The sequence below is a fragment of the Slackia piriformis YIT 12062 genome, from assembly GCF_000296445.1.
GTDB lineage: Bacteria > Actinomycetota > Coriobacteriia > Coriobacteriales > Eggerthellaceae > Slackia > Slackia piriformis.
Genome location: NZ_JH815198.1, coordinates 417,901 through 431,902, shown reverse-complemented (window position 1 = coordinate 431,902; position 14,002 = coordinate 417,901). Strand labels below are relative to the sequence as shown.

Genomic DNA, 14,002 nt, shown 5'->3' with positions numbered 1-14,002 from the left:
AGAAAAAAGCCATTCCGAAGCATGACGCAAAAACGGGAGCCCGCATCGACGCGGGCTCCCGTTTCGTTTACAGGTCTATGCGCACAATGGGCGCATAATCCTTGAGCAGCTTTTTCGTCATGCCGTTTTTGGCGAACTTGATGTACAGCAAATCGCCGTCGACTTTGGTCACGCGGCCGCGACCGAACGTCTTATGGTCAACCACATCCCCCACGGCAAAGGTCATCTTTGCTGCAGCTTTCTTACCGGCATTGGGATTGGCTCGACCGAGCACACGTTCGCCCGAACCGTGGGTCGCCTTGCCAAGCGCACGACCCTCGGACCCGCGCGACGACGTGCGCGATGCATTCGACCCCATGAAATCCGCAAACGAAGAACCGCCCGACGATGCACCCGAACGTCCTGCAGAACGAGGCCTGCTGCCGCCCGCGCTGGACTGGCCGAACACGCGGCCGCCACCGGCCTCGGTACCGCTGCCAGAAATGCCGCGACGGCTTCCGCGCTTCTCCCATCCCGTACCCGAGAAGCCCGAACTTCCCAGACCGATGGTCTTGCGCAGCTCGGCAGGAATCTCCGACACGAAACGCGACATGGGATTCGCCGCGGTCTCGCCGAAAATCTGGCGAGCATAGGCGCACGTCAGGTAGAGTTTCTTGCGAGCGCGCGTGATGGCGACGTAGGCCAGGCGGCGCTCTTCTTCCAAGCCAGATTCGTCATGCGAGGAATTCGAATGCGGGAACAACGTCTCTTCCATGCCCGCCACGAACACGCAATCGAACTCGAGGCCTTTAGAAGAGTGGACCGTCATGAGCGTGACGGCCTGGTCGTCTTCGGCAGAGGCCGCATCAAGGTCGGTACGCAGGCGGACCCACTCGATAAAGTCGGCCAGGGAATCAGGCGAGAGCTGACGCACGGCGGCAAGGGCGTCGTCGCGGGCGATCTCCGGCTCGTCTTCCACCTGATGCGTCTGGACGTATTCGTCAACGACGGACAGGAATTCCTTGATGTTCTCGATACGTCCGCGTGCTTCGTCGGTGCCTTCGTTTTCATAGGCCGCAATCATGCCGCTCTTGTCTATGACCGCCTCGATTACCTTGCGCAAATCGCCACCGTAGCTGCGCGCTTCCTCAATCAGGGAGAGGAAACCGCCAAGCGCATTGCGGGCTCGCATCTGCAGATGCTCGTCGGCCAGGCACAGCTCGGCCGCCAGCATGAAGGGCATATTGGTCATGCGCGCCGCTGAATCGATGTATTCGACGGTGGTGCGACCGATGCCTCGGCGCGGGACGTTGATCACGCGCTTGGCGGCAATGTCGTCTGCCGGATTCACCAGCAACGTCAGATACGCCATGACGTCGCGGATTTCGGCACGGTCGAAGAATCGCGTGCCGCCGACGATGCGGTACGGCACGCCCGCGCGCAGCAGCATGTCTTCGATGGAACGGCTCTGCGCGTTGGTGCGGTAGAAGACGGCGATTTCGTCGTAAGGAATGCCCTCGCTTCGCTGATGCTCGATTTCCGCGGCAATCCAACGGCCTTCGTCGCGCTCGTCGGAAGCCATGTAAACGTTGATTTTGTCACCCTCGCCCGCCGCCGTGAACAGCTTCTTTTTCTTTCGGTGCATGTTGTTGGACACCACAGCGTTCGCGGCGGCAAGGATGTTACCCGAGCTGCGGTAGTTCTGCTCGAGCTTCACCGTATGGGCGCTGGGATAGTCGGATTCGAATTCCAGGATGTTGCGGATGTCGGCGCCGCGCCACGAGTAAATGGACTGGTCGTCGTCGCCCACCACCATGATGTTCTTGTGCTTGGCCGCAAGCAGCTTGGTAATGGCGTACTGCGCGTGGTTGGTGTCCTGATACTCATCCACCATGAGGTAGCGGAAACGGTCCTGATACGCCTCGAGCACATCGGGGTGGTCTTTGAGCAGCAGATACGTATACAGCAACAAATCGTCGAAGTCGAACGCGTTAGCTGCCTTCAGGCGCTCCTGCAGGCGCTTGTACACACGGGCGGCAACCTTCGCCGAAGGGTCGTGCGCCTCCTGCTCGAACACGCCCGGAACGATCAGTTCGTTTTTCGCGGTGGATATGCGATTGCGGATGGCGTTGATCGGCCAACGTTTAGGATCGATGTCGAACTCGGCCATGATGTCTTTGACCAGGCGTTTGCTATCGTCGTCATCGTAGATGGTGAAACCCTTGTCGAAGCCCAGCTTCTCGCAATCGGTGCGCAGCATACGCACGCACATGCTGTGGAAGGTAGAGACCCACATGCCGCGCGCCGCAGGACCCACAAGCTTGCCCAGACGCTCGCGCATCTCGGCCGCAGCCTTGTTGGTGAACGTGATGGCAAGAATCTGCCACGGCTGCACGCCCAAATCTCCCAGCATATGTGCAATACGGTATGTGAGCACGCGCGTCTTGCCCGAGCCGGCGCCCGCCAGAACAAGCAGCGGACCCTCGGTGCATAGCACCGCTTCTCGTTGCGCTTCGTTCAGAGAATCTATATCGACGATACCCATGCGATTCGCTCCTCTTGCATGTTGAAAGATCCCACACATTGCCCCGAGGCCGCCCCAGCAGCCTCATCCGGCCGAACAGCGCCAATGCGCCGCGGCAACGGAAGACAAAAAGGCGCGGCCCGAAAGCCACGCCCGAACACACGTTGCTGCGCGATCGCTACGCAGCGATCAGCAGGAAGTAGCCCAGCACCACAACACCGAGGATGATGCGGTAAACGCCGAAGGCAGTGAAGTCGTGCTTTTTCACATAGCCCACCAGGAACTTGATGGCCAGCACCGAAACCACGAATGCCGTGACCAAGCCGATGCCGAAGATCATCCACTCCATGCCGGTATAGGCGAAGCCATGCTTGATGAACTTCAGGACACTCCAGCCGAGCATGATGGGGATGGCCAGGAAGAAGGCAAACTCGGTGGCGATGGTGCGCGACGTACCCACAAGCATAGAACCGATGATGATGGAGCCGGAACGGGACGTGCCGGGAATGATCGCCAGGCTCTGGAAGATACCGATGATGAAGGCCTTGCCGTAAGAAAGCTCATCGAAGGTGTTGACCTTGGCGATGACGCTCGAGGCGTCATATTCCGCCTCCGCATCCGGATCGACCGACACCATGCGCGCCGGCGCGGGATTTTCGCCGTCGGTGCGTGCGTGCTTGCCGCGAGGCTGGCTGGCTTCTGCGATCAGGCGGCGATTGCGCAGCTCGATCGCAATGAAGATGACGCCGTAGACGATCAGGGCGACAGACACCACAATGGCCGCGATGTCTTCGTTGGTCATGATGTGCTCTTCGATCCAATCATCAAGCAGCAGGCCCACGATAGCAGCGGGAATGGAGCCGACGACGACCTTCGCCCAGATGTTCCACGTAGTACGCTTCTGCTCCGCGTTCTTGCGAGGAGAAAACGGGTTGAGCTTGTGGAAGAACAGCAAGATGACGGCGAGGATGGCGCCGAGCTGAATAACGACCAAAAACGTGCTGTAGAACGCCTCCGACACCTCGAGCTTGACGAATTCGTCCAGAAGCATCATGTGACCCGTCGAGGAGATGGGCAGCCATTCGGTGATGCCCTCGACGACACCGAACAAAAACGCTTTCAGCGCTTCAAATAGAACCATGCGTTTCTTCCTTCGTGATCGCGGTTTGACAGCCTGCAAAACCGGCGCAGACATACGAAAGCGGCCTTACGCCGCCATGATTGTGCCGCACCCACCCCAACTGCACCAAGGAAAACGGCCGAAAAACGACGCTTTCACAAGCAAGGCGCAGACGCGCGGAAGCGGAAAGCACGAATGGCACACGCGTCAAACGGCCTGCGAAGACGCCATGTAAACCTCTTGTTAAGAATGAAACGCAAGGTTTGCCAGAGGTGTGTTTTCGCGCTTTTCTATACGCGGCATTTTAGCATATGCGCTATGCTTGCCCCTATATTTCCAGCTCACGACAAAAGGAACAAATACATGAACGAAGCTACGTTTCCTGAGCAAAAGGTTGTCGTTTTAGATTTCGGCGCACAATACGGGCAGCTCATTGCCCGCCGCGTCCGAGACCTGGGCGTGTTTTCGGCTATCGTCCCCTGCGACGTAACGGCCGACGAACTTTCCGCCATGAACCCTTCCGCAATCATCTTGTCCGGCGGCCCTGCCAGCGTGTACGCCGAAGACGCCCCGAAGATCGACCCGGGCGTGCTTGAGCTTGGCATTCCCGTGCTGGGCTTTTGCTACGGCCAGCAGATCATGGCCGTTACGCTGGGCGGTTCGGTGGGCCATACCGAAAAGGGCGAATACGGCCCGGCCGTGATCGTGCGCCAGGGTGAAAGCGCCCTGTATGGCAACACTCCCGCCGAGCAGACCGTATGGATGAGCCACCGCGATGCGGTGAACCGCGTGCCCGAAGGTTTCGTCATCACCGCCGCTACCGACGTGTGCCCCGTGGCCTCCATGGAATGCGCCGATCGCAAACTGTTTGCCACGCAGTTCCATCCCGAGGTGCGCCACAGCGAGTACGGCAACCAGCTGCTGAGCAACTTCCTGTTCAACATCTGCGGCCTTGAGGCCACCTGGACCATGGACTCGATCATCGAGGACTCCGTGGCGGCAATCCGCGAGCAGGTGGGAAGCGACCGCGTGATCTTGGGCCTTTCCGGCGGCGTGGATTCGTCTGTGGTGGCGGCGCTGTGTGCACGTGCCATTGGCAAGCAGCTGACCTGCGTGTTCGTGAACCATGGGCTTTTGCGCAAGAACGAGCCCGAAGAAGTAGAAGAGGTGTTCACCAAGCAGTTCGACGTGGACTTCGTGCACGTGCATGCCGAGGAACGCTACCTGAAGCTGCTCGAGGGCGTGTGCGACCCCGAGGCCAAGCGCAAAATCATCGGTACGCAGTTCTGGAACGAGTTTTTCGCCGTGGCGAAGGAGCTTGAGCAGGACGGCCGTCCGGTGAAGTTCTTGGCACAGGGCACGATTTATCCCGACATCATCGAAAGCGGCGCGCGCAAGACGGGCGGCAAGGCTTCCACCATCAAGAGCCACCACAACCTGATCCCGTTCCCCGAAGGCGTGCATTTCGATCTGATCGAGCCGCTCGACCACTTCTTCAAAGACGAGGTGCGCGCGCTGGGCACAGCACTGGGCCTGCCCGACCATATTGTGCACCGCCAGCCCTTCCCCGGCCCTGGCCTTGCCATCCGCATCATCGGCGCGGTGGATGCCGAGAAGCTTGAGATTCTGAAGAACGCCGACGCGATCGTGCGCGAAGAGCTGGATGCGTACAACCAGAAGCTGTTCGAAGAGACCGGCGAACGCAACAGCGAGCATGCCTGCTGGCAGTACTTCGCCGTGCTGCCCGACATCAAGAGCGTGGGCGTGATGGGCGACGAACGCACCTACGCGCGCCCCGTGATCCTGCGCGCGGTGGAAAGCAGCGACGCCATGACCGCCGACTGGGCGAAACTGCCCTACGACGTGCTGGCGAAGGTGAGCGGCCGCATCGTGGCCGAGGTTCCCGGCGCCAACCGCGTGTGCTACGACATCACGAGCAAGCCGCCGGCCACGATCGAGTGGGAGTAGGCTGACAGGACTCTGACCTGCATTTTTGAGTGCCGCACTGTGCCGTTGAGTTTCGTTCCGTATGAGAGTCACGGCAAAGCCGCCAGCGACGGCAGTGAGTAAATACGATAATCGAGCCTCCGTTCCCGAGTTGGGACGGAGGCTTTTCTTTGCCGTTTTATGCCCTTTCACCTGCGATTTCGCCATTTACTCCCCCGTGTCTCAAGACGGCAAGGCACGGGGCGGTATTCGGAGGAATGGGAGTAAGGATTTATCCCAAGTGAGTAGACGCGCGGTTTTTGTCCCCGAGTGCGAAAGGGGGCCGTTTCGGGGCCCATGAAACTCAAATCGGGTTGCAGCGATTAGAGCCGCTGCTCACCACTTGCAGTAATTCCGCGAAACGGTCAATGGCGGCGAGCGCGTCCTCCTTGTCGATTTCCTTGGACTCTTAGTTCTTTTCGAGCGTTATGCCGTAGCGCCCCTCGCTTCAAATCCGTTTCCTATGGCGACAGCCGTAGCGATCCGCTTTGTCAGAATTGAAGTCGTGGCGTTGACGCGTCTGAGATGAATGCCATCTTGAATGCAAGCAAGGGGCGCGCCATTCCTCGTTCCGCCAGACCTGGTTGTATCGCTTCCAGGCTTTCACCGGGGCCGCGCCCTTCTTTCAGTCCCTGAAGGGCGCGTAGAATACGATGAGATCGTCGTGCAGGTCCGCATACCACCAGCTGCGGAACCTTCCGTTCTCATGGCTGAATATTTGTTCTTCCATCATACGGCAAGTGAACAGCGGTCCTCTGTCCGGCTCTCCGCTCGATTCGTGCTTGCGCCCAACGAGCCAATCCAGCATGTCAGCCCAAGTGCGCTATGCTGCGGGCATCGATTCCGGCATGGTTGCAACCAGCTGGTAGGGTGCAGCCTCCATCAAAGTAACGCCGACGAGGTTTGACCGTTCATTCTGCCCCTTGATAGAATCGGGCAAATAATCCAGGCAGGAGGAAGAAATGATTGGACAGGTTTATCACGTCGGGTTGACTGTCAGCGACTTGGATCGTTCGGTAGCTTTTTACCGCGACATCTTGGGGCTTCGCTACGAGGGCGAGCTGTTGATGGAAGGCGGAGAGACCGAGGCGATGTTCCAACGGGGAAACTGCAGGGCTCGTGTCGCGTACCTGAACGGGTCGGACCAGCTGAATATGCCGCCCGTGGAGCTGATCCAGTTCGTCGGCGACGAGGTTGCCCACAAAGCAGCCGACCTCTTCACCACCTCCATCTCGGAGCTTTGCTTTTACGCCGACGACGCCGACGCGGTGTATCAAAAGCTGATGGAGCAGGGCGTGGAGTGCCTCTCCTCGCCACAGGAGTTCGATTTTCGCCACGATGGCTTTGGCCGCAGCCGTGCTTTCTATTTCCGCGATCCTGATGGGATCATCCTAGAGATCATGCAGCCACTGGACGATTAATAGGCGAACTGCCTCCCATTTCTCGGTGCCTGGGAAATGGGAGGTTTTCTCATGCTCATCGATCTCAGGGTGAAGCACGATGTCGGGGCGTGGGGACATCCCGTCGTTCTATTCGATTCCGGCATGGGCTGCTGGGTTGTCTCGTGCGCCAACAGCCTCCGAATTCTCATCGCTCGCACGAGGCATGAGCCCTATACCCGGGAGGGCGTTCTCGTGCTGGACCTCGCGAGGTGGCTGCTCGGCGAGCAGGTGTTCTGAGCGTCATGCGGGGATATCGCGCGATAGGACACGCGGGGCCGTTCGCGCCCGCACGGGAAACGCCGTCGCCGTATGGGCGGCCAGTCGCATCCGATAGGCCTTTTGTTAAACAGGCCTATCGGATGCGCACGAAGCGATCGCGCCAACAACGAAGCTCCAACCTGCTCGCCAACTCATGGGCAAGCAACCTGAGACTACTCATTTCTCCTACTGGCAATGAAGGCCCGCGACCTGCAGTTTTGCAAACTGCTTGAAAGCCACCCGCGCTGATTCACTTACGGCTGCAGCTGGCGGCTAGCAGGCAAAAGGGTGCTTGAGTTTCAAAACGGGCGTTCTCGGCGCTATCGAGTCTCCAAAGGCGGCCCGCCACACCCTTTGGGACAAAAACAAAAACTCAAAGCCTTGGGTTGAAAAAAGTTTTTGAAGTTGTCCCGATTTTCGACCCCGAAGCCGATGAAACACGACACGGCGTTACCTGACGGCATTCGATTCGAGACGGCACCGAAAACTGGATGCAACTGGAATGACGGGACGTCAGAACCGATGCCATCGAGTGGGAATAGAAACAGTGCGATAACGTATTAGTTTATGAGGTGCTTCTGAGTTTTCAGAGGCACTTTTTTGGTCTATTTTCCTAGATAACACGCAAGCCACCAGAAATGGGCACCTTACAATATTGAATCTCGCAAGGCGTTTAAGTCCCCGAAACGCACTTTTACCTGGCATCATGATGTCGTTTTGATGTCACCGTCCAGGCGATTTATTCAAGTAGTACAAATACATCCTGTTCAATAACACCAGGTAAGGGGATGCGGACAAATAGTTGGACCGAATCGGTTCGGTTAGGAGTTCGCGAATGCCAAGCTACACGGACGAGCAGAAGCGCAGGGCCGTCGATATGGTCGAGGAGTGCGGCGGATCGGTGACGCGCGCGATGCGCAAGCTGGGCTACCCCACGCGCCAAACGCTGTACCACTGGCTGAACCGGCGCGACGCGTCGCACGAGAGAAGGGCCGGCAGGCCTTGGAGCCATTACGACCCCGCCCTGAAGGCGCAGGCCGTCACCTTCGTTCGGTCCGGCATGGCTGGCAAGGACGTGGCGGAGATGCTCGGCGTGTCGAGCGCCGCGCTGGTCTACAATTGGGCCAGAGCCGCAGAAGACCCGAGCCCCGCGGCGGCGGACAGGAGCCCCATAGAACCCATGAGAGATTCCGAGGATAGGGCGTACGACGGCTTCGAGGGGAGCCTCGAGGAGCGCGTGCGCCAGCTCGAGCTCGAGAACGACATCCTGAGGGCGGCGGCGAAGGTTTTAAAAGCCGAGAGCCCCAGCCCGATGACGAACAGGGAGAAGGCCCTGGTCATAAACGAGCTGCGGGCGACGACGGGAAGAAGTTTGAAAGAGCTCACCGGTTCCTTGAGGATATCGAAGAGTTCCTATGAGTACCAGCGCCGGGCGATGTCGAGGCCTGATAAGTATGCTGGGCTGCGGGCGCGCGTGCGCGAGGTGTTCGAGGGCGCGAACGCCTCGCGCGGCTACCGCTACGTCACGCACGCGCTGCGTGCGGGGGACGACCCGGTCGCGGTGTCCGAGAAGGTGGTGCGCCGCATCATGCGCGAGGAGGGCCTTTGATGTGGCTGATGTGGCTGATGTGGCTGATGTGGCTATACTGTTTTGGACGGTTTCATGAGGGACGGAGGGCCCTTTGCGGAAGGAGGCTCCGATGCGCGACCCGAAGCACCCGAGGAAGTTCACCGAGGAGTTCAAGCGCCAGATCGTGGCGCTCTACGACGGCGGGAAGCCCGCCGCCGAGATCATGCGCGAGTACGATCTCGGCAGGTCGACGTTCCGGCGCTGGGTGAAGCTCGTCCACGAGACCGGCTCCACCCGCGCGGCGGACAACCGCACGCCCGAGGAGTCGAGGCTGCTCGAGCTCGAGCGCGAGAACGCGCGACTGCGGATGGAGGTCGATGTTTTAAAACAAGCGGCGCTGATATTCGCACGAAAGTGACGGTGATAGCGGCCAACGCCCGCCGCTACCCGGTATCGGCGCAGTGCAGGATCCTGGGCGTCCCGCGCTCGACCTACTACCACATGCTCGCGCACCCGCCGCGCCCGAAGGCCCCCGACCCGATCGAGCCGGACGTGGTCGGCGCCTTCGAGGCGTCCCGCGGCGGATACGGGGCGAGGAGGCTGAAGATCGTCCTCGCGAGGTCGGGAGTCGTCGCCTCGAGGCGCAGGATATGCCGCATCATGAGGGAGAACGGCCTGGCGAGCGCGTACTCGGGACGCGCCCCGCGGGGAGGCCGCGGGCCCGCGCAGCCGCCTTCCGCGGGGAATGTGCTGGCGAGGAGGTTCGACGGCCACCCCCCGCGCACCCACCTGGCGGCCGACCTCACCTACGTCCGCGCCGGCGGCTCGTGGTGCTACGTCTGCCTCCTGGTCGACCTGTGCAACCGCGAGATAGTCGGCAGCTCGTGCGGGCGGCGCAAGGACGCGCGCCTGGTCAAGGCGGCGTTCTCGAACGTGGACTTCCCGCTAGACGAAGTCGAGATGTTCCACAGCGACGGAGGGTCGGAGTTCTGCAACGCGGAGATCGACGCGCTGCTCTCGGCCTTCGGCATCGAGAGGTCGGTCTCGCGCCCCGGCAACCCCCACGACAACGCAGTGGTCGAGTCGACGAACAGGGTGCTCAAGCGAGAGCTGGTGCGGGGGCGCCCCTTCGCCTCGGAGGAGCATCTGAGGACCGAGCTGTTCGACTGGGTAAACTGGTACAACAACTGCAGGCTGCACTCGACGCTGGGCTACATGACCCCGGTCGGGTTCAGGGAGGCGGGCCTGAGTCTCTGACCGGATCGCCCAAAAAGATGTTGCCACATCAGCCACATCACCGCCACCCGGAAAGACCAGGCGGGACAAGAAAAAGACGGCCGCGCAATCGCGGCCGTCTCATGTCCCAAGCTTGCTTGATGTCCTGCCAGTCTGGCTAGCCCTCGTCTGCCTCGCCAAGGTACTCGCTGTGCCCGACCTTTGCCGCGAGTACTGCGGCTTGGGTGCGGTTGCTCACGTGGAGCTTGTGGATGATGCTCCCGATGGTCTTCTTCACCGTGGGTTCACTCAAGAAGAGGCGCTTGCTGATCTCTGCGTTTGAGAGGCCCTCTTCCAGCAGTGCGAGGACGCGCTTCTCGCGGTTGCCGAGCATCTTGATGCCCTCTGCGATGGCAGACTCCGCGTTTGTCACGTGGGAGTCTCCGAGCAAGGCGCCCTGGAGGATGGTCCCCAGCGAGCCGGAAAAAGCGATGTCGCCGCAGGCCTGTGCCCAGAGGAGGGACCTGAGGCGCGACGAGCTCATCTCGTCGCGCGAGCCGAATCCGCTCGCGCCGGCCCGCAGGGCATCGAGGACGTGGCCGCTCTCTCCCATCGAGGCCAAGACGAAGATGCGCAGATCGGGGTTGAGATCCAGCATCTTCCTCACAGTTGGAGCGCAGCTGACCCCTTTGAACGTCGCACCTATCATGACTGCCTCTGGCTTATACCTCGCGCACGCGGTATAGGTCTCCTCGAGCGTGTGCGCCTTGCCGACGAGCTTGAACTCGCCCCACTCGCGTATGAGAGCGGCGATACCCTCAATGAAGATGAAATCGTCGTCGGCGATTACCACGCGGAACGGCTCAGAGCGCAACGTCATGTGGACATCGTGCAAAAGCTCAGAGGACGGATCTAAATACTCCGCGCCCTCAGGCAAGCCCTTTTCCTCAGAACCCATAGCATTCCCCCGCAATCTCTGCCGACAAGTGCATCAGAAGCTCTCGCCCTGCGCAAGCAACGCGCGGATCCTCTCCTGGAGAGCTTCCGCACGATGGCGGCTTCTGGAAACAGATAAACAGGTACCAGTACCTGCATTTTACCATCCTGCCGCAAGTGCTGGGGTGAACCTTGCTGCCCGCTCGCCGTATTATATTCTTTCGATACCCTTGCTTCACGGGTGATTCTAGCGCGACTCGCATTATAGGGCTTCTGCCGTGCCGCGAAATACCCGGCTATCTGCCGTATTTGCCGATCTGCAAGAGGCAGGCTGTCAGCTGGCAAGCGACGGAAGAAACATCTGAAAGCTGAGCTTCCACGAACAATTGTATTGACAATCGCTCTTATAAAGCGCATCGTGAATACTCCCATTAAGTCGAATATATGTTCCTAATCACTCACGAATCGCAGCACGGGAAGAGAGGTTCCGCCGAAGGCGAGACCGATGAATCCATAGCCTGATTCTGCCCCGTTTTTCGTTGACAGGTCCTACGTCGCCCGCAGGCGGACCCCTTCCATGTACGCCCGCTCGAACTCGTCGGGGCTCATCCACCCGAGCGCGGAGTGGATGCGGGCCCTGTTATAGAAGCACTCTATGTACTCGAATATCTCGATGGCCGCCTCGTCGCGGGTGGCGAGCGTGCGCGCGTGCGCGCACTCGCTCTTGACGATTGTCAATCCCGATAACGACCCATCCGTTATCTTCTCGACAACCAAGAAGATGCCAATTTATAAAGTTCCTGTCGACCAAAGCCTTTTCCATAGAGCTGTGTCAGACCAGAAGACAGCTTTTTGATTGTTTCCAATCCATACTCCGCGCGGCTCTCCCCCTTAAGCTCCTCCTCCGCGATGCGTTTCCCCAAATACCAATTGCGATACACCAACGCCGCATTCACCGAGCGATGCGCCCAACGCTGAGAACTCTCGATGATGAGGCGCGCATCGCCAACAGTATCGTCGGTTTGACGATACTCAACCACGGCAGACGCAGGCAAAGACTGAATGAAAGAATCGGCCCCTTGCCCCGCATCGAACATCGCATTGCCCTCAGATGCCATCGTCCCACGCCCTTCCCGTCAACTGCCCGGAGCCCCGCCCCGAGAACCTCAGTTGCCCTCTGAGCACTTAACGATACCAACCGAGGCAGCACCCGCTCAATAGTCGCATTAGTCCGATTTCGCCCATTTCGACACCTCATTCGTTGGGCCGCGGAGGACGTAAGTAGACCCTGCAGCACGTCGGACACGCGACAAGCTTCAAAGGCGCCGCATAGCGCCGACGGAGCCATGACGGCGGCCGGCAACGAGCTCGACGCCTCGGACAGCCGTCATCGGCACGCCTGCGACAAGGTGCTCCTCGAACGATTCGGCGGCGATGTTGTGTCCAGAAAGGAGGGAGGGGAGAAGAGCACGAGGGTCAAACGGGCAATCGCCCACCAAAAGGGACTGCGGACAAAAAGTTGGACCGCAGGGTCCGGACAAGGTGGAGTGGGAAGGATAAACTGGACTTTCTTTTAAGGATCCTCAAGCGTATTGTCGCTCGTATTCCACTGGAGACATGTAGTCCAGGGTGGAATGCATGCGCACCCTATTGTAATAGAGCTCTATGTACTTGAAGATGTCCTGCTTGGCCTCGTCCCTCGTCCCATAGCTCCTCTCTTTCACCAATTCCCTTTTCAGCGTCTTGAAGAAGGACTCGGCCACCGCGTTGTCCAGCGGCGTGCCGGGCCTCGACGCCGACTGGACGATGCCATGCGAGTCCAGGCATCGCTGGAAGGAACGGGAGGTGTACTGCGCGCCCTGGTCGTCATGGAAGACGAGGCTGCCGTCATCTGGCGGGCCCTCCCTGCCAACCGCCTGCTCTATCGCGTCGATCGCGACCTTCTCGGTGATGCGCTCGGACATCGACCAGCCCACGACCTTGCGGGAGAAGGCGTCTATCACGGCTGCGAGATAGAGCCACCCTTCCCTTGTGGGAATGTAGGTGATGTCGCCCACCCAAAGCCTGTTGCGCTCGCCCACGGTGAAGGCGCGCTCCACCAGGTTCAACCGAGGGTCTCCCGGCTCGACCTTCTTCTGAATGCGGTGTTTTCGGGCCGCGCCCTTTCCTGCGAGCCCGAGCTTCCGCATGATGCGGAGCACGCGCTTCTCGCTCACGACGATGCCGCTTTTTCGCAGTTCGCGGTTGATGCGCCGGTAGCCGTAACGGCCCTTGTGCCGCTCGAAGGCCTCGACGACGAACCCTTCGAGCGCCTCTCGCTCTATCTGGGCGTTTGATTTCTTCCGGCGGAGATGCTCGTAGAAACCGGATTTCGAGACTTTCATCAGCCCGCATGCCTTCTTGATGGGGCCGATCTCGCCCCTATGCTCTTTGAGGAACTCGAACCTCATGCATGGTCTTGACTCAAGAAGGCCCGGAAATTTTTTAGTATCTCGTTCTCGCGCTCGAGCTCCTCGACCTTCTTCTTGAGCTTCGCGATCTCGTAGTCCTTGTTGATTTTCGGAGAGCCGTTCCCGGGGAACGCGTCGTCCCCCATCTCCTCGTATTCGCAGGCCCATCTTCTCAGCGTCGAGTCCTTTATGCCGAGTTCTCCCGACAGGTCTTTGACCGTCATTTCCCCGGACAGGACCACCTTTGCCGCCGAGACCTTGAACTGCTTGTCGTATCGCTTTCTTCTTTGGGTCATCTTGAACACCTTTCGCTCTTAACCTGGTGTCCAATTCATCATACCCACTCCAACCGCTTTTTATTAACCCCGTCCAAGAATTGGGATGCGGTTCACCTGCGCGGGTCGGGGGCATTTTCTTTTTCGGGCAACCGCTTGGACAACCGACATAGGCACTACGCGAGGGGGCAACGAGCGAACGACCATACGTAAAAGCGAAAATAAGCAACACATATTCAGAGCTCAC

At 59.6% G+C, this 14,002-nt stretch carries 11 protein-coding genes and 1 pseudogene; 5 read left to right on the top strand and 7 right to left on the bottom strand.

Annotation, left to right across the window (positions count from 1 at the left end; genetic code table 11):
• Positions 1 to 67 precede the first annotated feature (67 nt).
• Both HMPREF9451_RS01935 and HMPREF9451_RS01930 read right to left on the bottom strand, forming a co-directional pair.
• On the bottom strand, positions 68 to 2,524 hold the full coding sequence (locus HMPREF9451_RS01935; protein ID WP_009138613.1) for an ATP-dependent helicase: 2,457 nt from the start codon (positions 2,522 to 2,524) through the stop codon (positions 68 to 70).
• 157 nt (positions 2,525 to 2,681) lie between these two features.
• The gene (locus HMPREF9451_RS01930; protein WP_009138612.1) at positions 2,682 to 3,644 is read right to left on the bottom strand and encodes an undecaprenyl-diphosphate phosphatase; all 963 of its coding nucleotides are present in this window, start codon (positions 3,642 to 3,644) and stop codon (positions 2,682 to 2,684) included.
• Between the two features lie 342 nt (positions 3,645 to 3,986).
• On the opposite strand from HMPREF9451_RS01930, the gene guaA reads away from it, so the two are divergent.
• The 5 genes from guaA (at position 3,987) to HMPREF9451_RS01890 (ending at position 10,136) form a co-directional block, all read left to right on the top strand.
• Complete coding sequence (gene guaA / locus HMPREF9451_RS01920) at positions 3,987 to 5,591, top strand: glutamine-hydrolyzing GMP synthase (RefSeq protein ID WP_009138611.1); 1,605 nt, start codon at positions 3,987 to 3,989, stop codon at positions 5,589 to 5,591.
• Positions 5,592 to 6,571: 980 nt separating this feature from the next.
• Positions 6,572 to 7,030 (top strand): VOC family protein, encoded by a 459-nt coding sequence (locus HMPREF9451_RS01910; RefSeq protein WP_006720109.1) that lies wholly within the window; start codon positions 6,572 to 6,574, stop codon positions 7,028 to 7,030.
• Between the two features lie 51 nt (positions 7,031 to 7,081).
• Positions 7,082 to 7,288, top strand: coding sequence for a hypothetical protein (locus HMPREF9451_RS01905; RefSeq protein WP_009138610.1), 207 nt, complete (start codon positions 7,082 to 7,084; stop codon positions 7,286 to 7,288).
• A gap of 856 nt (positions 7,289 to 8,144) precedes the next feature.
• Positions 8,145 to 8,918, top strand: a complete 774-nt coding sequence (locus HMPREF9451_RS01900; RefSeq protein ID WP_009138609.1) for an IS3 family transposase — start codon at positions 8,145 to 8,147, stop codon at positions 8,916 to 8,918.
• Between the two features lie 91 nt (positions 8,919 to 9,009).
• Positions 9,010 to 10,136, top strand: a protein-coding gene (locus HMPREF9451_RS01890; protein ID WP_392391631.1) for an IS3 family transposase whose coding sequence is annotated in 2 segments (ribosomal slippage) — positions 9,010 to 9,268 and positions 9,268 to 10,136 — 1,128 coding nt in all. Because the reading frame shifts where the segments join, the coding sequence is not laid out codon by codon here.
• 136 nt (positions 10,137 to 10,272) lie between these two features.
• Here the strand turns inward: HMPREF9451_RS01890 and HMPREF9451_RS01885 are convergent.
• The 5 genes and pseudogenes from HMPREF9451_RS01885 to HMPREF9451_RS10040 all read right to left on the bottom strand — a co-directional run.
• Positions 10,273 to 11,052 carry a LuxR C-terminal-related transcriptional regulator gene (locus tag HMPREF9451_RS01885; protein WP_009138606.1) on the bottom strand — a complete coding sequence of 260 codons (780 nt, stop codon included), beginning with the start codon at positions 11,050 to 11,052 and terminating at the stop codon, positions 10,273 to 10,275.
• Between the two features lie 527 nt (positions 11,053 to 11,579).
• Complete coding sequence (locus HMPREF9451_RS10175; protein ID WP_009138605.1) at positions 11,580 to 11,807, bottom strand: IS3 family transposase; 228 nt, start codon at positions 11,805 to 11,807, stop codon at positions 11,580 to 11,582.
• Positions 11,789 to 12,148 carry a DUF1016 N-terminal domain-containing protein gene (locus HMPREF9451_RS01875; RefSeq protein ID WP_040625948.1) on the bottom strand — a complete coding sequence of 120 codons (360 nt, stop codon included), beginning with the start codon at positions 12,146 to 12,148 and terminating at the stop codon, positions 11,789 to 11,791. The genes HMPREF9451_RS10175 and HMPREF9451_RS01875 overlap by 19 nt, the downstream gene beginning before the upstream one ends.
• Positions 12,149 to 12,613: 465 nt before the next feature.
• Complete coding sequence (locus tag HMPREF9451_RS09785; protein ID WP_232204084.1) at positions 12,614 to 13,648, bottom strand: IS3 family transposase; 1,035 nt, start codon at positions 13,646 to 13,648, stop codon at positions 12,614 to 12,616.
• Positions 13,537 to 13,776, bottom strand: a pseudogene (locus tag HMPREF9451_RS10040) (transposase); the annotation flags it as partial. The pseudogene HMPREF9451_RS10040 and the gene HMPREF9451_RS09785, both read right to left, overlap by 112 nt.
• Positions 13,777 to 14,002 lie beyond the last annotated feature (226 nt).